At 61.4% G+C, this 20,105-nt stretch carries 19 protein-coding genes and 1 tRNA gene; 12 read left to right on the top strand and 8 right to left on the bottom strand.

Annotated elements, in window-relative coordinates; all coding sequences use genetic code 11:
• Nucleotides 1–17 precede the first annotated feature (17 nt).
• Nucleotides 18–716, bottom strand: a complete 699-nt coding sequence (locus P3T25_RS27600; RefSeq protein ID WP_154558894.1) for a dienelactone hydrolase family protein — start codon at nt 714–716, stop codon at nt 18–20.
• 274 nt (nt 717–990) lie between these two features.
• On the opposite strand from P3T25_RS27600, the gene P3T25_RS27595 reads away from it, so the two are divergent.
• The 3 genes from P3T25_RS27595 to P3T25_RS27585 all read left to right on the top strand — a co-directional run bounded on the left by P3T25_RS27595 (nt 991) and on the right by P3T25_RS27585 (nt 4,830).
• Nucleotides 991–2,094, top strand: coding sequence for an NAD(P)H-dependent flavin oxidoreductase (locus P3T25_RS27595; RefSeq protein WP_154558893.1), 1,104 nt, complete (start codon nt 991–993; stop codon nt 2,092–2,094).
• Between the two features lie 432 nt (nt 2,095–2,526).
• The gene (locus tag P3T25_RS27590) at nt 2,527–3,672 is read left to right on the top strand and encodes a branched-chain amino acid ABC transporter substrate-binding protein (RefSeq protein ID WP_154558892.1); all 1,146 of its coding nucleotides are present in this window, start codon (nt 2,527–2,529) and stop codon (nt 3,670–3,672) included.
• Nucleotides 3,673–3,813: 141 nt separating this feature from the next.
• A complete protein-coding gene (locus P3T25_RS27585) occupies nt 3,814–4,830 on the top strand; it encodes a cupin-like domain-containing protein (protein WP_168435587.1) in 1,017 nt (338 codons plus the stop codon).
• Between the two features lie 91 nt (nt 4,831–4,921).
• Here the strand turns inward: P3T25_RS27585 and P3T25_RS27580 are convergent, their stop codons facing one another.
• Nucleotides 4,922–6,643 carry a collagen-like triple helix repeat-containing protein gene (locus tag P3T25_RS27580; protein ID WP_429359848.1) on the bottom strand — a complete coding sequence of 574 codons (1,722 nt, stop codon included), beginning with the start codon at nt 6,641–6,643 and terminating at the stop codon, nt 4,922–4,924.
• Between the two features lie 257 nt (nt 6,644–6,900).
• Nucleotides 6,901–8,112 carry an MFS transporter gene (locus P3T25_RS27575; RefSeq protein ID WP_429359846.1) on the bottom strand — a complete coding sequence of 404 codons (1,212 nt, stop codon included), beginning with the start codon at nt 8,110–8,112 and terminating at the stop codon, nt 6,901–6,903.
• Nucleotides 8,113–8,237: 125 nt separating this feature from the next.
• On the opposite strand from P3T25_RS27575, the gene P3T25_RS27570 reads away from it, so the two are divergent.
• The 3 genes from P3T25_RS27570 (at nt 8,238) to P3T25_RS27560 (ending at nt 11,100) form a co-directional block, all read left to right on the top strand.
• On the top strand, nt 8,238–8,900 hold the full coding sequence (locus P3T25_RS27570; RefSeq protein WP_154558891.1) for a HugZ family protein: 663 nt from the start codon (nt 8,238–8,240) through the stop codon (nt 8,898–8,900).
• Nucleotides 8,901–9,295: 395 nt separating this feature from the next.
• Nucleotides 9,296–9,598, top strand: a complete 303-nt coding sequence (locus P3T25_RS27565) for an H-NS family nucleoid-associated regulatory protein (protein WP_054037926.1) — start codon at nt 9,296–9,298, stop codon at nt 9,596–9,598.
• A gap of 257 nt (nt 9,599–9,855) precedes the next feature.
• Nucleotides 9,856–11,100 (top strand): cation diffusion facilitator family transporter, encoded by a 1,245-nt coding sequence (locus P3T25_RS27560; protein WP_171925062.1) that lies wholly within the window; start codon nt 9,856–9,858, stop codon nt 11,098–11,100.
• Nucleotides 11,101–11,114: 14 nt separating this feature from the next.
• On the opposite strand, the gene P3T25_RS27555 is transcribed toward P3T25_RS27560, so the two are convergent.
• The 3 genes from P3T25_RS27555 to P3T25_RS27545 form a co-directional block, all read right to left on the bottom strand.
• Entirely contained in the window at nt 11,115–11,573 is a 459-nt protein-coding gene (locus P3T25_RS27555; protein WP_012431468.1) for an Lrp/AsnC family transcriptional regulator, read from the bottom strand.
• 90 nt (nt 11,574–11,663) lie between these two features.
• The gene (locus P3T25_RS27550) at nt 11,664–12,293 is read right to left on the bottom strand and encodes an exonuclease (protein ID WP_429359844.1); all 630 of its coding nucleotides are present in this window, start codon (nt 12,291–12,293) and stop codon (nt 11,664–11,666) included.
• Complete coding sequence (locus tag P3T25_RS27545; RefSeq protein ID WP_097390963.1) at nt 12,290–12,934, bottom strand: MBL fold metallo-hydrolase; 645 nt, start codon at nt 12,932–12,934, stop codon at nt 12,290–12,292. The genes P3T25_RS27550 and P3T25_RS27545 overlap by 4 nt, the downstream gene beginning before the upstream one ends.
• 639 nt (nt 12,935–13,573) lie before the next feature.
• Between P3T25_RS27545 and P3T25_RS27540 the strand changes: the two genes are divergently transcribed.
• Nucleotides 13,574–14,176 (top strand): septal ring lytic transglycosylase RlpA family protein, encoded by a 603-nt coding sequence (locus P3T25_RS27540; RefSeq protein WP_429359842.1) that lies wholly within the window; start codon nt 13,574–13,576, stop codon nt 14,174–14,176.
• Between the two features lie 210 nt (nt 14,177–14,386).
• Here the strand turns inward: P3T25_RS27540 and rsmI are convergent, their stop codons facing one another.
• Nucleotides 14,387–15,265, bottom strand: coding sequence for a 16S rRNA (cytidine(1402)-2'-O)-methyltransferase (gene rsmI, locus P3T25_RS27535; RefSeq protein WP_097390966.1), 879 nt, complete (start codon nt 15,263–15,265; stop codon nt 14,387–14,389).
• Nucleotides 15,266–15,302: 37 nt separating this feature from the next.
• On the opposite strand from rsmI, the gene P3T25_RS27530 reads away from it, so the two are divergent.
• The 5 genes from P3T25_RS27530 (at nt 15,303) to P3T25_RS27510 (ending at nt 17,894) form a co-directional block, all read left to right on the top strand.
• Nucleotides 15,303–15,746 carry a YraN family protein gene (locus P3T25_RS27530; RefSeq protein WP_408381760.1) on the top strand — a complete coding sequence of 148 codons (444 nt, stop codon included), beginning with the start codon at nt 15,303–15,305 and terminating at the stop codon, nt 15,744–15,746.
• A gap of 228 nt (nt 15,747–15,974) precedes the next feature.
• Nucleotides 15,975–16,562, top strand: coding sequence for a phosphoheptose isomerase (locus P3T25_RS27525; protein WP_097390968.1), 588 nt, complete (start codon nt 15,975–15,977; stop codon nt 16,560–16,562).
• A 26-nt stretch (nt 16,563–16,588) separates the two neighbouring features.
• Nucleotides 16,589–17,383 (top strand): BON domain-containing protein, encoded by a 795-nt coding sequence (locus P3T25_RS27520; protein ID WP_154558884.1) that lies wholly within the window; start codon nt 16,589–16,591, stop codon nt 17,381–17,383.
• Entirely contained in the window at nt 17,380–17,730 is a 351-nt protein-coding gene (locus tag P3T25_RS27515) for a c-type cytochrome (RefSeq protein WP_266261486.1), read from the top strand. The genes P3T25_RS27520 and P3T25_RS27515 overlap by 4 nt, the downstream gene beginning before the upstream one ends.
• Before the next feature lie 88 nt (nt 17,731–17,818).
• Nucleotides 17,819–17,894, top strand: a tRNA-Ala gene (locus P3T25_RS27510).
• Nucleotides 17,895–18,243: 349 nt separating this feature from the next.
• Here P3T25_RS27510 and P3T25_RS27505 read toward each other — a convergent pair.
• Nucleotides 18,244–19,617, bottom strand: coding sequence for a hypothetical protein (locus P3T25_RS27505; protein ID WP_429359838.1), 1,374 nt, complete (start codon nt 19,615–19,617; stop codon nt 18,244–18,246).
• Nucleotides 19,618–20,105 lie beyond the last annotated feature (488 nt).

Below are 20,105 nucleotides of genomic sequence, written 5' to 3'. Positions count from 1 at the left end.
CTCGCTATCGAGTGTTATTACAACCGCTCACCGAGGAAGATCAGCGTGCGGCCATGCGCGAGCGCTGCAGCGGGCTGGCTATACGACGCGCGGTCCGAGCAGTTGAAGCCGTGATCGGCGTTCGGATAAATGTTGAATTCCGCATCGGCACGGCCGGCGAAGCGCTCCTGAATCTGGCCGACGGCCGACAGCGGGATATGCGCGTCGAGTTCGCCGTAGTGGAATTGCATCGGCACTTTGATCTTCGCGGCCTGCTCGAGCTTGTTCTGGATGCCGCCGCCGTAGTACGCCACCGCGCCGTCGAGCGAGCCTTGCGCGGCGGCCAGATACGCGAGCTGACCGCCGAAGCAGAAGCCGATCGCCGCAATTTTGCCGGTCACTTCCGGCATCGCGCGCAGCGCCGCGGCGGCTGCGCCGATATCGGCCACCGCCAGGTCGACATTGGTCTTTTGCATCAACTCGATGCCTTTCTCGCGATCCGCGCCGTCATACGTCAATTCGACGCGCGGCTGCACGCGCCAGAAAATGTCCGGTGCGAGCGCGACGTAGCCGTCTTGCGCGTACTGGTCCGCGACCGAGCGGATGTGGCTGTTCACGCCGAAGATTTCCTGAATGATGATGACGGCCGGTCCCTTGCCGCCTTTGGGCAGCGCCAGATAGCCGCCGAAACTGTCGTTGCCGACGGGAATGTCGATCCAGCGGGAAGTCGTGCTCATGTTGCTCTCCATTTACTCGTGCGTCGATGCGCGGGGTCGGTCTGAATGAATGCCAGAGGCCTGAATACCTGAGACGGGCGGTCAGTTTGCCATCAAAAGAAACGGCTTGCATTGAGGCCGCGCGCGGCCTGACGACGCCCGCCGCGCGGCGATAATCTCGTAAGGCGATTGAAACATTCTCGATAATTCATTTCTCCGCGCGCGCACGGCTCGGTAGAGTCTAAAGTCCTGGCTCGTCGATGCTACGAGCGCTTTGCCGGAGAGGGAATCGATCATGAATGAAGGCAGTTTTGTGACGCCGTTTGCGGCGCGTTTCGAGTTGCGGGTGCCGGTCGTGCAGGCGCCGATGGCCGGCGGCGCGACGACGCCTGCGATGGTGGCGGCGGTATCGAATGCCGGCGGTCTTGGCTTCCTCGCGGCGGCGGCACTGTCGCCCGAGAAGATCGCAAGCGAAGTCGCGGCGATTCGCGCGCTGACGGATCGCCCGTTCGGCGTGAATCTGTTTGTACTGGAGCCGGCCGCGCCGGACGAAGCCACCGTGCGTCACGCGCTCGAAGCAATCGATCCATTGCGCACGGACCTCGGTTTGCCGCCGGGTCAGCCGCTCGAACGCTACGCGCCGGATTTTCGCGCGCAACTGGAAACGCTGATTGAATTGCGCGTGCCGGTGGCGAGTTTCACGTTCGGATTGCTTTCCGCCGCCGACGTCGCCCGACTGCATGCGAACGGCCTATATGTAATAGGCACCGCGACGCATGTTGCCGAGGGTGTCGCCTGGCGCGACGTGGGCGCAGATGCCATCGCCGCGCAAGGCGCGGAGGCGGGCGCGCATCGCGGCACCTTCATCGGCGCATTCGAGGAGGCGCTGGTCGGCACGATGGCGCTCGTGCCGCAACTCGTCGATGCGACCGGGCTGCCGGTACTGGCCGCCGGCGGCATCATGGACGGACGCGGCATCGTCGCCGCACTCGCGCTCGGCGCGCAAGCCGCGGTGATGGGCACTGCGTTCCTCACTTGTCTGGAGAGTGCGATACCGCAGGCATGGAAAACCCGAGTACGTTCGATGTCCGACACATCGACCTCCGTGACGCGCGCGATCACCGGCCGTCATGCGCGCGGCATACGCAATCCGTTGATGCAGCGGTTAAGCGAGTCGGCGCATAAGGTCGCGCCTTATCCGGTGCAAAACGCCTTGACGCAGGAACTGCGGCAAACCGCGAGCCGCGCGGATAACGGCGACTATCTGTCTCTATGGTCAGGCCAGGGCGCGCCGCTTGGCCGCAAGCGCCGGGAAGGCCTCGGCGCTGCCGAACTGGTTGGGCAACTCGAGCAGGAATGGCATGCTGTGGCAGCACGGATCGGCGCGCTCAAACGTTGATTCGGCATGGCTCAGACGCGCGTCGCAGCAACTGCGACGCGCTTTGTTTTTACGCACAAAGCCTATTCGAAACATTAACGGTTTAACACGCTAAAAGCTTTAGGCCGCGCTGTTAGACGATAGGCGAACCTAGCGGAAACCCGCATGGGCTGGTGCTTTCCAGCCTGTCTTTCCAGCCGGAATCGACTCCTGTTGGATAAACGCTATTAGTGTTCATCCCACTTCCTCAAAAAAGTCCCACAATTTAATTTGATGGCCTACACTTGCGCGCAAGTACGGTTTGCCGTCTGCCACAAACAGTCCGGTGAACGTACTGGCCAAGTGCATGAACGATGCAACCGGCGTGGTCGTCCACGGGACTGAGCGACACGTGTAGGGAAGCGGGGGCACAGGGCGATTACGTTGTTTTTGGGACCGAAACTGGAGACTTACATGAACATCAAGATTCAAAAGCTGTTGCCGATCAGCGCTGCGGCCATGTTGTTTGCGTCGTTGGCAACGGGCGCGGTGGCGGACGAGGTCGTCAAGATCGGCCACGTTGCACCGTTGACCGGCGGTATCGCTCACCTGGGTAAAGACAACGAAAACGGCGCACGTCTGGCTGTTGAAGAAATCAACGCCAAGGGTCTGACGATCGGTGGCCAGAAAATCACGCTGCAACTCGACGCACAGGACGACGCAGCTGACCCGCGTACGGCTACGCAAGTCGCGCAGAAGCTGGTTGACGATAAGGTCGTCGCAGTGGTCGGCCACTTGAACTCGGGCACCTCGATCCCGGCTTCGAAGATCTATAGCGATGCTGGCATCGTGCAGATCTCGCCGTCGGCAACGAACCCGGCCTACACGCAACAAGGTTTCAAGACGACGTACCGTGTCGTGGCGACCGATGCGCAACAAGGTCCGGCGCTGGCTAACTATGCAGCCAAGGGTCTGAAAGTGAAGAGCGTCGCGATCGTCGACGACTCGACCGCTTACGGCCAGGGTCTCGCCAACGAATTCGAAAAGACCGCCAAGTCGCTGGGCCTGAACGTGATGTCGCATGACGCGACGAACGACAAGGCTGTCGACTTCCGCGCGATTCTGACGAAGATCAAGGGCGAAAACCCGGACGCGATCATGTACGGCGGTATGGACGCAACCGGCGGCCCGTTCGCCAAGCAAGCCAAGCAGCTCGGCCTGCGTGCGAAGGTGCTGGCGGGCGACGGCGTGTGTACCGACAAGCTGTCGGACCTGGCTGGCGACGCAACCGACAACATCGTCTGCTCGGAAGCCGGTATGGCGCTCGAGAAGATGGCTGGCGGCGCAGCGTTCCTCGCCAAGTATCAGAAGCGTTTCGGTCAGCCGATCCAGATCTACGCTCCGTTCACGTATGACGCTGTGTACATCATCGTCGACGCTATGAAGCGTTCGAACTCGACCGATCCGTCGAAGATCCTGGCAGCTATGCCGGCGACCGACTACAAGGGTGTGATCGGCGAAACCACGTTCGACTCGAAGGGCGACCTTCAACACGGCGTGATCTCGCTGTACAACTACAAGGCAGGCAAGAAGACGCTGCTCGACGTAGTGAAGATGTAAGAGCCGCATGACCGAAGACAGCCTGGTTTGTCTTCGATCAAGCAGATAAAAGGCACGCGCGCCGCAAGGCTCGCGTGCCTTTTCTTTTGAGCGTTTGCGTGCGAGGCTAGCGGGTTTGAGCACATCGTTTGGGAGAATGCCGTGACCACTGTGATCCGTTCGATCGACAACGGCTGGCGCCGCTGGATTGCCGAGAATCTGCTGCTCGACGCACCGCCGCCTGCGCTGCACGGTGCGCTGGTCGGACATGGTTTCGACCCCGCCGAAGCCGCGCGCGAAATCGAGGCGGCGCTCGCGAGTCCTTACTTTGAGGGTGCCGTGCGCTTGCGCAATCGTTTGCGCAAGCGTGAATGGATATTGTCGGTGTACGGCACGCTCAATCGTATGCGCGCCGGAAGCGGCGTGATCGAACGGCGCGAGCGTTTATCGCGTGACGAGTTCTTTGAGCAGTACTACTTTCAGAACCGGCCGGTCATCATCACCGGCGCTTTCGATTTCTGGCCGGCGCGCACGCAGTGGAGTTTCGACTACTTTCGCGAGCGGTGCGGCGATTGTGAAGTCGAGGTGCAGTTCGGCCGCGAGTCGGATGCGAATTATGAGATCAATCAGCCGAAGCTCAAGCGCATGATGCGCTTTGCCGATTATGTCGATCTCGTCGAGCGCAGCGGCCCGACTAACGATTTCTACATGACCGCCAATAACACTTCGCACAATCGCGCGTCCCTCGCGGCGTTATGGTCAGACGCGCCGACTATCCGCGAATATCTCGATGCCGAGTCGCCCGATACGGGTTTTTTCTGGATGGGGCCGGCAGGAACGAAGACGCCGTTTCACCATGATCTGACCAATAACTTCATGGCGCAGGTGATCGGCCGCAAACAGATCAAGCTGGTGCCCTTGTCCGATACGCCGCATATGGCGAACATGCTGCATTGTTATTCGGAGGTGGACGGCGGTGCGATCGACTACGAGCGTTTCCCGTCGATGCGCAATGCGCATTTGATGGAATGCACGCTCGAACCCGGCGAATTACTGTTTCTGCCGATCGGCTGGTGGCATTACGTGGAAGGACTCGATGCATCGGTGACGATGACGTTCACCAATTTTCTGCAGCGTAACGACTTCTCGCGCGACTACGTGACATATCACGAGCTGTGACAAAAAAACGGCGAGCCGGTTGACCCGGCTCGCCGCCCCCCTTCGACGCTTGTTTTTTCGCGTCTTTATTTGCCGTCGTTATTCGTATTCGTTACTTCTTGCTCGTCAGGCCGCCCAGACCGCCGAGCAAGCCACCGCCCGTGGTGCCGCCGGTCGAGGTCCCCGAACCGGTCAATGCGCCGGCGACAGTGCCCAGCAGACCGGTGATCGGCGCAAGCGGGTTGCTGGTACTGCCAGTGCCGCCCGAGCCCGCAGCCGACCCGAGCGCGCCTGTCAGCGACGACACTGCCGACGTCACCGGTGCCAGCGGGTTGCCGCTGCCGCCGGTCCCGCCGCTCAATGCGCCCGTGACCGAGTTCAGCACACCGGTCAGCGGTGCAAGCGGGCTGCTGCCTGAGCTACCGCCGAGGCCACCGAGACTGCCAGTCACGGTGTTGAGGACGCTGGTCAGGGGGGCAAGCGGGCTGCTACCCGAGCTGCCGCCGAGGCCACCGAGACTGCCGGTCACCGTGCTAAGGACGCTGGTAATTGGCGCAAGCGGGCTGCCCGAACCGCTGCCGCCGGTCAGGCCGCCGCTCAAGGTGCCGGGCAACGCGGTGAGAATGCTGGTCAACGGCGCCAGCGGATTGCCCGTTGCGCCACCGCTGCCGCCCGGATTCAGGATGCCGGTGAGGCCGCCGAGCGGGTTGCTGCTGCTTGTGCCGCCCGCTGTCAGCAGGCCGCCGGCGGACGTGACCGTGTCGCCGAGCTTGGTCACGACATTGCCGAGGTTCTGGCCGATCGGGTTGTTGGTCGCGCTGCTGACCTGGCTGCCCGCGGTGTCGAGGCCGTGACCGATGGTCGACAGCAAACCGTTCAGCGGTGCGCCGAGTCCGGTCGTATCGCCGACGGTTTGGGTCGTTTGCGCGAGTGTGGCGGTGATCGGCGTGATCGCGGTGCTGACGGTTTGCGTCACTTGCTGGATCTGGCCGTTCGTCGGCTGCGAGCTCAGTTGCGTGCCAAGGCTGCTGACTGCAATGCCGAGCGTCGAGACCGTGCTGCCGAGCGGCGTGGTCAGCGGACTGAGCGGTGCGGTGGGACCGCTGCCGAGACTCGTCACGAGCTGACCGGCGCTGTTGACGGCCTGGCCTGCGTTATAAATCAGGCCGCCGCTGCTCGCCAGCGTCGTGCCGAGCGGATCGGTGGAATTGCCGAGCTGGCCGAGGCCGTTCGCCGCACCCGTGCCGACTGCGGTGACACCGGCGCCGAGATTCGAGACGACGTTGCCGAGCGCGGTCGTGGTGGCCGGGTTCGCGCCGGGGATCGGCGTGAGGCCGATCTGGCTGCCGATCGAGGAGACGGTTTGGCCGGCTGTGGTCAGCACGTTGCTGGTGTTCTGGACGACGACGCCGATCGGATTGGCGCTGGTCGGCGTTGGTGTCGGCGTTGGTGTCGGAGTGGGCGTCGGAGTGGGCGTCGGAGTGGGCGTCGGAGTGGGCGTCGGAGTGGGCGTCGGAGTGGGCGTCGGAGTGGGCGTCGGCGTCGGAGTGGGCGTCGGAGTGGGTGTCGGCGTCGGTGTCGGCGTGGGCGTCGGCGTGGGCGTCGGCGTCGGTGTCGGTGTCGGAGTAGGCGTCGGAGTAGGCGTCGGCGTTCCGCCTCCCGAGCCGCTTCCCGAACCAGAACCCGAGCCGGAGCCGGAGCCCGAGCCGCTGCCGGAACCACTACCCGCCCCGGCCTTGGCGCTCGGGACGGTCAACGTGCTTCCGCATCCGGTCAGTAAGATCATCGACGTCACGCACATGGCGATCGCCGACAGTTTGAAATTGCGATTCATGGTCTGCTCCCCCGTAATTTGAGAATTGCTGGGAAGCTAACTGCAAGGCCTATGCCACTTGTGTTCGCATGCTCGATTCGATGAGTAAGGTCATACAAATCAAGAGGTTGGGAGAGGGTGCGTGACGCGATGAAGGTGTTGATGCCGCCGATGTGGCGGGGAACACATCAGCGTTCAGGCCGCGCGTAACGTAACGTAAGAACGCGGGTTTTCATATGGCGTGACGCCCGCCGATGCAACAGCAGCGCGCGTCTGCGTCAGATCTTCAAACGCCGCAGCACCTTCGGACCCGCGATCGCGATCAGCGCCGAACACAGGGCCACCACGGACAATCCGATCGGCAAGCTGGTCGCCTGCGTCACTGCGCCGATGATCACGGGCCCGAGCAGCAGCCCGAAGTACGCCAGCCCGGCGACATGCGCGAGTCCTTCGGCCGCGTGAATGCCTTTGACGCTCGCAGCGGCCGCAAACAGCACGGGCATCATGTTCGCGAGGCCGAGACCCATCAGCGTGAAGCCGATGAGGGCGATGACCGGATTCGGCAGCAGCAGTGCGCCGACAATCCCCGCGCAGGCAAGCGACGCGCTCGCCATCACCAGTTGCGGTGCGCCGAAGCGGGCGCGCACGGCGTCGCCGGCGAAACGCGCCGCCGCCATTCCGCCCGAAAACGCCGCGTAGGCCGCGCTCGCGAGGGCCGGCGTGGACAGCACGACGTCGCGCATGTAGACGGTAGCCCAGTCGTACATCGCACCTTCGGCGATCAGCGCGACCAGCGCCATGGCACCGAGCGCCCACAAGGCCGGCGATCGCCAGCGGTTGGCGCGCGGCGTGGCGGCGTCGGGATGGTCGGCGTGGGGCACGTGCGGCAGTACGGAAGGGCAGGCCGCAATCAGCACCAGCGCGCTGATCGCCGCGGCCAGCGTGAGATGCACAGCCGGCGCCATGCCACGCGACAACAGGACGCCGCCCACCGCCGCGCCGACCATTCCGCCGACGCTGAACATGCCGTGCAGCGCTGACATGATCGGCTTGCCGAGCGTTTTCTCGACAGCGCTGGCTTCCGCGTTCATCGCGACGTCGAGCGTGGCCATGCCCGCACCGAAGACGGCCAGCACGATCAGCAACATCCAGTAAGCCGGCACGATCAGGATCAGCACCGCACATGCCGACATCACCAGACCGCCCGTCAGACAGGCCCGGCGCGTGCCGACCCGCGCAATCCAGGACGCATTCGCCGCCATTGCGCCGATCGAGCCACCGGCGAGAGCAAGCAGTGCGTAGGAGAGCATCGCCGCGTTCAAATGGAAGCGGTCGCGCACTGTCGGCACGTGCACGCCCCAAGACGCGTACATCATGCCGGCGATGAAGAACAGCGCCATCGTGGCGATACGGGCGCGCTGCCGCGCGGTGTCGGAGAGATCGCGATGAGCAGCGGGGAGAGTGACGAATTCGGCGGAGCGGTCGGACACGGAAATCTCGAGGAGGGAGAACGCGTGAGAAAGCGCGTTGAAAGCGAATTTCCGATTCTAACGAAGCGCGCTGTCTTATGCTTGGAGCAGATCGATCCAATGCCTGGCCATCGAGGAACGCGAACTTGAACATTCCCGCTCACGCACCGCTGCATCTGCTTCATATGGCCGCTATCGGTACGCTCGCAACTCACGCGCGTCAGCCGGAAGGCTTTCCTTATCCTTCGGTGCTGCCGTTCGCGCCGGACCCGCGGCATCGTCCGACGATCCTCGTGAGCCGGCTCGCCGAGCATACGCACAACCTGCACGCCGACCCGCGCGCCGGCTTTCTGGTCGTCGACGCACCGGACGGCGACGTGCTGAGCGGCCAGCGCGTCACCTTGCTCGGCACGTTCGAACCGGTCGACTCGACCCCCGAAGTCGTACAGCGCTATCTGCGCTATCACCCGGACGCCGAACGGTATCTGGTTCTCGGCGATTTCACGTTCTGGGCAATGAGGCTCGAGCGGCTGCGCTACATCGGCGGCTTCGGTGCGATGGGCTGGCTCGACGGCGCCGAACTCGATCCACTGCCGCCACTCGGCTTCGATGAAGAAAATGCGCTGATCGAACATTTCGCCGGTCATTCCCCGGGCGCCAGTGGACTTCAACTGCTCGGCGTCGATCGCTATGGCGCTGATCTGAAGCTGGACGGCGCGCGTACCCGTTTTGTCTTCGACGATGCGAAACGCAATACCGAAACCTTGCATGCGGCGCTCGAAGATTGCATCCAGCGCCACGCTAATTAAGTTTCGATTGCTGTTTCGGGAAAACACTCATGCCGCAATAACAAGGCAGAGCACGGGTCGTAATATGTTCCGACGTTTCATGTTAAAGCTTTCATGGCATGAAATGTTGGGACAATTTTTTTATCTTAAATTTCATTTTTTGATAATTAATCCAATAATGATCGATGTGCGACGCTGCTTTTCAGCGGAATGCGAAAATTAGCTATTTGAAAGGGTCTGCGTAACATCGCGTCGGAGTGAAATTTTTTGAAACGAATTGAGATTAATTTTACGACGGCGCTTTTGTAGTCTTTCTATTTTGTGTTAATCTCGCCATCAAATTCCGAGGCATGATCACTTCAAAGGGCAAGCTGGCTTAAGACTGGCAGTCATTTATCCAAACCACAAGGGAACCTATGTCTTCCTACAAGGAACTACTCGCCCAGCGCGAGAAGCTCGAAAAGCAGATCGAAGAAGCAAAGTCGCGTGAATATGCAGAAGTGTTGAATGAGATCAAGCAGAAAATGGCCGATTACGGCATTTCGCTGACTGAACTCGGTGGTGGCCGTGGTGCCAAGGCTGCTAAGGCCGGTCGTCCGCGTGCAGGCGTCGCGCCGAAGTATCGTGATCCGGATAGCGGTAGCACGTGGTCGGGCCGCGGCAAGCCGCCGCGCTGGATCGCAGGTCTGGATCGCGAGAAATTTCTGATCCAGAAGTAATAGTTATACGGTCAATCAGTGGCGCATATAGCGCCTGCTGTTACCAGAAAAAAACCGCGTACCGTCAGGGCGCGGTTTTTTTATTGTCGCTGCAAATTGCCGTGACTCTTTGTCACACGCGTTCCATGAAACTGGAACGCGAATGCTTTTCGTTTAGATAAGCGTCTGATTTAAAAGGTTTTTTTGTGGTTTATCCAGCGCATATCAAGATGGGCCGGGTAGAATACAGGCATTGAACTCTTCACGTCGTTTCAGAGATGCCTTCCACCGCCGCCGTCCAGTCCGTCGAGAAACATCGCGTCGCGCGCAAAAGTACCTTTGTCAGTATTGCGCTCAATACGGTGCTGATGGCGCTGCAAATCGTCATCGGGGTGTTTGCCCATTCGCAGGCGCTGGTCGCCGACGGTATCCATTCGTTAGCCGATCTGATTTCCGATTTTGTCGTGCTAATCGCTAATCGGCACAGCGGCGCCAAGCCCGACGCGGATCACAATTACGGACATAGCCGCTATGAAACGGTTGCGTCATTGTTTTTGGGGGCGCTGCTGATTGTGGTCGGCGTCGGTATGTTGTGGCGTGCCGGCACGCGTCTCGCCGATCTGCAAAGCATCCCTGCCGTGCATATGAGCGCGCTCGCGGTGGCTGTGCTGGTGCTGATTTTCAAGGAAAGCCTGTTTCGCTACATGCTGCGCGAAGCGCAACGCGTGCGTTCAGCGATGTTGATTGCGAACGCATGGCACGCACGCTCGGACGCCGCTTCGTCATTGGTGGTCGCGATTGGCATTATCGGCAGCCTCGCAGGCGTGCGTCTGCTCGATCCGATCGCCGCGGCGATTGTCGGTTTCATGGTGGCGCGCATGGGCTGGATGTTCGGCTGGGACGCGCTGCAAGATCTTTCCGACCGCGCGCTCGACGAAGCCACCTCCACCGACATGCGCGCGCTATTGCTCGCGACGCCCGGCGTACGCGACGTGCATGAAATGCGCACCCGCAAGATGGGTGACTTTGCGCTTGTCGATGCGCACATTCTGGTCGACCCGCTGATCTCGGTATCGGAAGGGCACTACATCGCCGAATCGGCGCGCTTGCGCGTGCTGGCCGACAACCGTGTGCTCGACGCGCTGATCCATGTCGACCCGGAGAACGACGCAGTTGCGCGCCCGCCCGTCAATCTGCCGACCCGGGAGCGGGTCGTTGCCGTTGTCAACGCTGCGCTCGCCGCGGGTGGCGTGAAGGCCGCGGCGGTCAATATGCACTACTTGAGCACGGGGCTCGATGTCGAAGTGGTTTTGCCGACGCCGGGCTCGCACACGGCCGAAAGTGATGAGCCGTGTCTTGCTCGTGTCGATCTGGACGCGCTCAGGCGCCGTCTCGGTGCCCGCAAGCTGGCCGTGCTGCAGGGGGTGGACGTACTGCAGGCCGAAAGCGGCGTCTCGACGGAAGCAGGGCCGGGCGAGGCCATCGCCAGCGCCAAGGCTGAGCAACCGCATAGCGCCACGTGAGTACGGTTACAGTCTCACAGCGGCAATTGCGTATCGAATTTGATCTCGCGCAGCACAACGCTCGTGCGCACTTGCGCGACGGCGGGAATCTTGAAGATGCGTTCGTGCAAAAAGCTGTCGTAAGCCTTGATGTCCGGCGCGACGATCTTAAGGATGTAATCGGATTCGCCGGTCGTGCTGTAGCACTCGGTGACCTCCGGGCAGGTGGCAATTTCCCGCTCGAACTGTTCGACCCCGCCCTCGGTGTGGCGCGTGAGATGGATATGCGCAAGCGCGCAGACGTGCAGCCCCAGCTTTTCGCGATCCAGCAATGCCGTGTAGCGCTGGATCACCCCTGATTGCTCCATATCCTTGATACGGCGCCAGCACGGGGTGCTCGACAGGCCGACCTGGTCGGAAATTTCTTGCACGGACCGGCGTGCGTCGAGCTGCAGCAGGCGCAGGATTTTTTGAGAGAACGTATCGAGTGTCAACTGCGCCTCCGTTGGCGTCGCCCTATCAACGCATGGTAGAGGTCTCGAAAACGAAACGCAATGTAAAACGGCTTCGGCGAGGGAGATTACCTAATTTGCCGGTTCCTCAGCGGCGTTTTGTCCTGAGCCGTCCCCATCTTTAGCGGCCACCAGCGTGGCTGCCTGGACCGCGCGCAGAGCCTTGAGCATGTTGCAGAAAAGCGCGCCCTGTTCGATCGCGTCATCCAGCGCGACATGCGTGTGCGGATGTTCATCGAACCAGTGCTTCGGGAAGCGCGGCTTGATGTTTTTGCGGTACGGCAGGCCAGTCAGTGCGAAGGCTAGCGTCTTGATGTCGAGCGCCGACCACGAAAACGGACAGCGGCCGACAAACCGCATCATGTACCAGAACATATAGGTGAAGTCGAAACCGGCCGGCATCGCCACGAACACCGGCTTGCCCGGCAGCGCCTCCACCCATTCGACATAGGCCGTCAGTGCGGCCTGCGGATCCTGCAAATCCTTGCGGCAGGCTTCCCACGCTTCCGGCTGCGTCCTCCACCATGCTTCCTGCACCGGATGCGGCTTGGCGCCGTCTAGCAATTCGAGATTCGCGGAGAAGGTGGCGATCAACTGCTTGTCTTCCGTGTATGCGGCGGAGGCGAAACTGAGCATCGAATGCGGGCCGGGAATTGGGCCGTCCGCTTCGACATCGGTGCTCACGTAGATTTCGCTGCTCATGCTTTGACTCCGTCGGCGACATACGGATTGGTGCGGCGCTCAGCGCCGAACGTCGAGGTGGGACCATGGCCCGGAACGAAGGTGACGTCGTCGCCGAGCGGCCAGAGTTTTTCGCGGATCGCGCGGACCAGGTCGGCGTGATTGCCGCGCGGAAAATCCGTGCGGCCGATCGATCCGGCGAACAGCACGTCACCCACCAGCGCGAGCCGATGTGCGCGGCTGAAGAACACCACGTGGCCTGGCGTGTGGCCGGGACAATGATAGACCTCGAGGGTTTCGTCGCCGAATTGCACGGTCTCGCCGTCTTGCAGCCAGCGATCCGGCTCGAACGCTTCGGCAGCAGGAAAGCCGAAGCGCGTGCTTTGATCCGGCAGCTTGTCGAGCCAGAAACTTTCGTCGGGATGCGGCCCTTCGATCGGCACGCCGTAGTGTGTGGCGAGCGTCTTCGCGCCGGCACAGTGATCGATGTGGCCATGCGTGAGGAATACTTTTTCGACCGTCACATTCTGGCGTGCGATTTCACCCTGGATGACATCCAGGTCGCCGCCCGGATCGACGACGGCCGCGCGTCCGGTTGCCTCGCAAACGAGCAGCGAGCTGTTCTGCTGGAACGGCGTAACGGGGATCAAGGTGACTTTCATGGATGACGGCGCCGCTGGAAAAACGTTGATTGTACCGGCGTCTCGTCGACGCTCGTCGAGGGCGCTGAGGGCCCGCTGCAGCGGGCTTTGAGCTGCCCATTTTTGCAGCAAGAGTGAAAATTCATCAAGGTTTTCAGTCGCTTGCCATCCCAAAATTTTCTTTTGGGTATAATGGCCTCCATGCACAAGGAATTGTGCATGCCACACGGCGATGCGTCCCCATCAAAAATGGGCACGCGGATTGCCACTCAAGTATGGGCTGTCGCAGCTTTGGGCGGCCATCAGGTATCGATGCATTCGATGCACACGTCTTACCCAGCCAGGCGCCGCGCGCCTGCAACGGACTGAAATACCGTGACGCTGGGTGGGGCCTACGCCGCTGTTCCTGCGCGCTGAGTTCCGCGCGCAAGAACGTGTTTGCCACGTTCGATGGCGGCATGTGGGGTCTGGTCAGGCTGCCGGGGACAGGTTGCGCCAGACGTGAAAATTAACCGTGCGGTAGCGGCTGGGTAAGCCGCATCCGGGCTTTGACGTACTGCGCTCTTCTGCGCGGCGCGTTGTCGTCCATTGCCGCCGGAGTCGCAGGCAACACGCTCAACTTTTCGCGTGATGCGGCTCGACAATTTGATTGCACGTCTTATGAAAACTCGGTTATCCCGTGGTCTGGGGACTCTTTTTGCCTTTTTTGTGCTGGCCGGTTGCGCCACGCCTCCGGGCGCGAGCAACACGTCGGAAAGCGGCGTACCGCTGAGCACGAAGAATGCGCAGGCAGGTTCCTTCGGCCCGCAAGCTTTCGGTAGCGCGCCGGCATCCGACGCAGCCGCCAAAGGCTCGTCGCTGGCCGATGCCAAGCCGCTGACTGACGGCAGTTCGGGCATTTCGGACTTTCAGCAGACCGGTCGCGCCTCGTGGTACGGCCGTGGCTTCCATGGCCGCCGCACCGCCAACGGCGAACGTTTCGACATGCACGCGCTGACTGCGGCACATCGCACGTTGCCGCTCGGCTCGTATGTTCGCGTGACCAATCCGGCTACGTCGCGCTCGGTTGTCGTGCGCATCAACGATCGTGGCCCGTATGCGCGTGGCCGGATCATTGACCTGTCGATGGCCGCCGCCGCTGCGCTCGACATGCGTCATGCCGGTACGGCGCGAGTAAAGATCGAAGGGTTGACGAGTCAGGAAGCACGCGCTGAACTGAATGAAACGCTGGCGTCGAACTCAGGTTCGAGCGCAGAGAAATAATGCAGGGGCCGCGGGCGCGCCTCTGACGCGCTCGTGACGCCGGGCAACATGGCGCTAACTCGCGCCGTTGTTCGCCGAAAGACAAAGGGCCGCTTCGCGCGGCCCTTTGTCTTTGCTCATCAACCGTGGCTGCACGCAGCCGCTCATTCCTTGCGGTCCTGGCTCGCGCTGCGAGCCTGATCCGCTGGCGCACATCCCTTCCCGTCCGCTTTATTCCTCGTCTTTCTTAAGCGCCAAAGCGCGCGTGTAGAGCGCGTTGCGCGATGCACCGGTGAGGGTTGCCGCAACTTTTGCCGCGCTGCTCACCGTCAACTCTTCCAACAGGATGCCCAGTAACGCGTCGTGATCGTGTTCGCCAGCGGCTTCCGGCTGCGCACCTTCCACCACCAGGACGAACTCACCGCGTTGCCGGTTCGGATCGGCCGCGAGCCACGTTGGCCCTTCGGCCAGGGTGCCGCGGTGCAGCGCTTCATGTAACTTCGTCAATTCCCGTGCGATCAGCAGCTTGCGCTCGCCGCCGAATGCGTCGGCCAACGCCTGCACCGTTTCGACGATCCGGTGCGGCGCTTCGTAGAACACCATCGCGTGCGGATGGTTCGCGAGCGCTTGCAGTGCCGCGGCGCGTGCTTTTGCCTTCGGCGGCAGGAAGCCGAGGAACGAGAACGTCGCGACCCAGTCGCCGGCCGCGCTTAATGCGGTGGCGAGCGCGCTTGCGCCGGGCAGCGGAATGACCGGGAAACCGGCTTCGCGCACCGCGTCGACGAGTTTTGCGCCGGGGTCCGAGATGCCGGGCGTGCCCGCATCGGATACGTAGGCCACGCGTTCGCCCGCTTGCAGGTGTTCGATCAGGCGCAGCGCCGCGGCCCGCTCGTTGTGCTGATGAACCGCGACGAGCGGCTTCGAGATGCCGTAGCGCGCGAGCAATTGGCCGGTGTTGCGGGTGTCTTCGGCGGCGATGCGGTCCACCAGTCCGAGCACATGCAACGCGCGCAGCGTGACGTCGGCGATGTTGCCGATTGGCGTGGCCACCACATACAGCGCGGCGGCAGGGTACTGCTGCCCTTGCGCGAGTTCGGAGAGAGGAGTCATGAGGCAGAAGACGCAGACAGACAGAACGAGGCCGCCATTGTGCCACGCAGCGGCGCGTGAACCGGGTGGCGGGCAGGTGAGTGCGCGGGCCGACGGCCACAACTTTTCGAGACCAACCGGGTCCAAACTCGTCGGCGCGGCTTTCGAGGCGCGTGCGATGGAGTTTTTGCAGCGGCAGCGTTTGCGTCTCGTCGCGCGCAACGTGCTGTGCCGGGGCGGTGAGATCGATCTGGTGATGCGCGACCGTGACGGTGCGCTTGTGTTCGTCGAAGTTCGCGCGCGTGCGCAGCAGCATTATGGCGGCGCGGCAGCGAGTATCGGCTGGCAAAAGAAGCAGCGGATCGTGCGTGCCGCGCGGCATTACCTGGCAACCCGCAGCAGGCGTTCGCACGATGAGCCCGCATGCCGTTTCGACGTGATTGCGTTCGAAGCGGGTCGGCTCGTGTGGCTGCGCGATGCGTTTCGCGCTGACGAAGTCTGATGCAGTGCGGGGAGAACGCGCGTGAGTGCGATAAACTTGCGCTCGCGTGCGGGCCTCGTGAACCACACCGGCGTATAGAAAGCAGCGACGAGGTAGCGCATTTCGCGATGTTTTTGCGCATCCGCACTGTGTTGCCGGCATGGTTCACCGAAGCGGCACGACTTCGCAATACGACTTCACAACACGGCCGCGCATTGCGGTCCATTCGCGGTAGAAAATAGAGACTCGATGTCAGTCGAACGCATTCAACAACACTTCCGCGACAGTGCGGCAGTCAAACTCGAAGCCCTCGAAACCCTGTCGATGCCGATCGCCGCTGCGATCGACACGATGTTCGCTGCGCTTGCCAACGGCAGCCGCATTCTGGCGTGCGGCAACGGCGGCTCGGCGGCCGACGCGCAACATTTCGCCGCCGAACTGATCGGCCGCTTCGAGCGTGAGCGCCCGGGCTTGCCGGCAATTGCGCTGACCACCGACACGTCCGTGCTCACTGCCATCGCCAACGATTACTCATTCGAGCAGATTTTTTCGAAGCAGGTGTGGGCGCTTGGCCAGCCAGGCGATGTGTTGCTGGCGATTACCACGTCCGGCAATTCCGCCAATGTGCTGGCCGCGATCGAGGCCGCGCACGAACGCGAAATGATCGTGGTCGCGCTGACCGGTAAGGGCGGCGGCCGTATGCAGGAAGTACTGGGCGATACCGATATTCACATTTGTGTGCCGTCCGATCGCACCGCGCGTATTCAGGAAGTGCATTTGCTGACCATCCATTGTCTGTGCGACGGCATCGATGCCATGTTGCTGGGCGAAGACTGACATTGATTCCGAAGGAGAGCTAGTTGATGAGCGTATTCCGCGTCAAGAAGACACTGGTGAGAACCGTGCTGGTGGTCGGGTTCGCCGCGGGACTGTCCGCGACGTTGCAGGGTTGCTTTCTCGCCGTTGCCGGCGCGGCGGGCGGCGGCGCGCTGGTGGCGACCGACCGGCGCACGCTCGGCGCGCAGACCGAGGATCGCGAGTTGCAGGTGAAGGCGATGTCGCAGATCAGCCAGAACTTGCCTGACAACGCGCACGTCAATGTGACGGTGTTCAACCGCCGCGTGCTGCTGACCGGCGAAGTGGCGGGTGACGTCTCGAAGCAACGCGCGGAGAGCATCGTGCGTGGCTTGAACAACGTCAACACGATCGTCAACGAACTGGCGATCATGCCGGCCAGCTCGTTCTCGTCGCGCACCAATGATACGTACCTGGAAACGCGTGTGAAGACCGCGCTGATCGCCGAGAAGAACATTTCGGCGAACAACTTCAAGGTCGTGGCCGAGCGCGGTTCGCTGTATCTGATGGGGCTTGTCACGATGGACGAAGGCAATCGCGGCGCCGACGTCGCGAGCCGCGTGCCGGGTGTGACGCAGGTCGTGAAGGTGTTCCAGTACATTCAGCCGCAGGAAGCGGCGGCGGCTGCCGCGGCAGCGGCGACCGCACCGGTTGCCGCTTCGCAGCCGGACGCGAGCGCGCCGACTGTCGGTGCGATCCCCGATTCATCGGTGAGTTCGCGTCCGCTCGATCAGCAGGCGCCGGCGCCGGTCAGCAATTCGAACGCGGTGCATCCGGGTAATCCGAAGGCGACGACGCCATGACGCGGGGCGTTGCTTTCGTTGTCGCGATGTTGACGGCTAGCGCGTTGGCCGGCGCTTTTGCCTCTTCAGCGCGTGCGGCCGATGCACCGCGTGGTCAGATCGTTGCTAACTCGAATGCCTGCATGGGATGTCACGCGGTGGACCGCAAACTGGTCGGTCCGTCGTTCCAGCAGATCGCTACGAAGTACAAGGGCGATGCGCAAGCGCCGTCGAAATTGTCGCGCAAGGTGAAGGACGGCGGCTCCGGCGTATGGGGCATGATTCCGATGCCGGCGCATCAATCAATGAGCGATGCGGACATCCGCACGGTAGTGGATTGGGTGCTGGCTGGGGCGCCGTCGAAGTGATGTTTTGCCGCCCGTTTTGCCTCCGGGTTTTACCGCCGCGGGGGCTTGGCAAAACGCAAAATGCCTGTGCTAGAATTGTTTGCACGTTGGGGGGGTAGCTCAGCTGGGAGAGCGTCGCGTTCGCAATGCGAAGGTCGGGAGTTCGATCCTCCTCTCCTCCACCAGAGAATTCAAAGGGTTACAGGTGATTTGCCTGTAACCCTTTTCTGTTTCCACGGGCTGTGTAACCACTGTGTAACCAGATTCGGTCCAAACCGATCCATCTCGATCTATGAGCTGTCGTGGGCACGGATGGTGAACGGATGAACAATCGGCCATAGCGTTTGTGCGTCACGCTTAGTTGAACCTGAAGCTTTGTTCAGCGCGAAAAGCAGACGCGCTTCCATCGTAAGCTACGCCGCGACGACATTCGCGTTGCCGTTTTGTGCGCCTTCTCAGCTATCGGCAATGGCGGTTCCGCAAAATGCCGCACTGTCGCGCGGGGAACGGAGTTGGACAACTGAACCAGCACATCTAGGCCGCTGACCACCCTGTCAATGTCGCGCCTACTGCTTTGGCAGACAGTTCCGCTGCGAGCATGAGCGTATCCAACTGATGCATCTTGAGTAGTCTGGTTGGCGTGGCCTGTCCGCTTCGACAAAGATCATGCTCCTGTCGCGTTAACTGTGGTTGAAGGATAATCACTCGTCTCGGATGATTCGAGGGAAGCTGCTGAGCGCGGGCAATGATGCCGGCTCGGTCCGGTTGTCTCACACCGTTGTGCCAAACGGCCCGCGCGATCTGATCATTTCGTCCCCGAGTCAGTTCTTGTTCAAGGGTCGTATTTACCAGGTGGCGCAGATTCTTCACCGCTTGACCTACAACAACTTCATAGAGCGATGCGGACACTTGACGATTCAGATCGCCGCTCCTCGCAGCCTTTGCATGGACCAATGTAACGGTATGCGAAGCGTCGTCGATATGCACGAAGTCTGCAAACTCCATTGCGCCGTCGTCGCTGGCGAGCCAGCCGTGAGGAAACATGACATTGAGAATGTAGGAAAAGAGAGAGTCATCCGGCTGACCATTCGCCTTGAGTTCGCCGATGCAGTCAGCAAGTGACCTGCCGGGGAGAAGGGCGGGTTTTTCAGTAGCGACATCAAAGCCAGCCATTGCCTCGAACCGCCACGTGAACGGTTGATCCTGATAAGAGGTAAGGAAGCATCGTCCCTGTGCGATGGTATGCCCGCTCTCATAATAGATTTTCAGCCACTGTGGGTTAGCTAAAACGCTTTCGCATTCTTGGCGTTCCGATTCCTGTCCGACAGGGCTGTCAGCCCAGTTTAGAGAGACGGTAACTTGATCTCCGGTCGACACGACGTGTACATCGACGGTGCCAATATAGACGCTACCAAGATGTACGCTAGCGGTTGCCGACAGCCCGTTCGTCGCGGTGATGGCGAATTGTGCGGTGTATGCCCAACGCGTTGCCAGCTCCCGTGTGACGGGGTCCACCTCGAGGTCTGTTAAAAGTTCAGGCGGTACAAGTGCTATGTCATAGGCGTCGCTCACGCCCATAATGTTGGAGACTGTGCGGGCAAGTGCGTGGAATCGGCGGACGGCAGGTGGCGGCGTAGCGACTGCGTCGAGTACGGCTTCGAGATCAACGACGAAGTTCGACCAATTATCGGGACGATTTATCCAAATGTGACCGGCGTCAGGTGAGGCACCGACCAGGACTGCCGCACTGCCAGTACCGGGGCGCGACAAGTCCACGTGGCTACGAACTGCCGAATAGTAAAAACTTTGATCTCCAAGTGGGTCGAGACTGTACTCAAGAGCCGATCCCATTAAAGTTTTCGCGGTGGGCTTTGCATCTGTTTGAGGGTGTATTCCGTTCAGCCACATTGCTTTGGCACGCGTTCCTACGAAGGCTCGTTCTAGCGTGTCACGTGCAACTGGCGTCGCAGCGACAAGGCACTTAGCCAGCCTGTTCCGTAGCGCTGGATCAGAAGCGCAAATGGCCGCGTAGCCCCTCTTTACTGCGACAATAACAAGATGGTGGCTGACATCGCGATAGCCGCTATTGGGCGCCCAAGGTGGGGTGCGCTCTTCTGCGTATTCGATGACTTTTATCCTCACCCCGCCTGCCGCTTGACTCCGCGCACGCCCTAGAAGGACTCGGGTTGGATTTGACGGCCTCTCGATAGCTGCTTCGATTTCATTTCGGAGCGCGTCTATTAGCACTGCCGGCGTGCTTGTCCCGGTACTGTGGAGTAGAAGCGGCGCGAGATATGGTTTAAGGCTTGCTATAGACGGCTTCACCATATTGGATAGCTAGTTGAACAGGCGTGTGATTGGGCGGTCCGGCATAGCGCCGCTGGTTTTAATGACGG

The organism is Paraburkholderia sp. GAS32 (genome assembly GCF_050434225.1).
Lineage (GTDB): Bacteria > Pseudomonadota > Gammaproteobacteria > Burkholderiales > Burkholderiaceae > Paraburkholderia > Paraburkholderia madseniana.
Note: the sequence above shows the minus strand (reverse complement) of the source record. Positions and strands in the feature narration are given on the sequence as shown.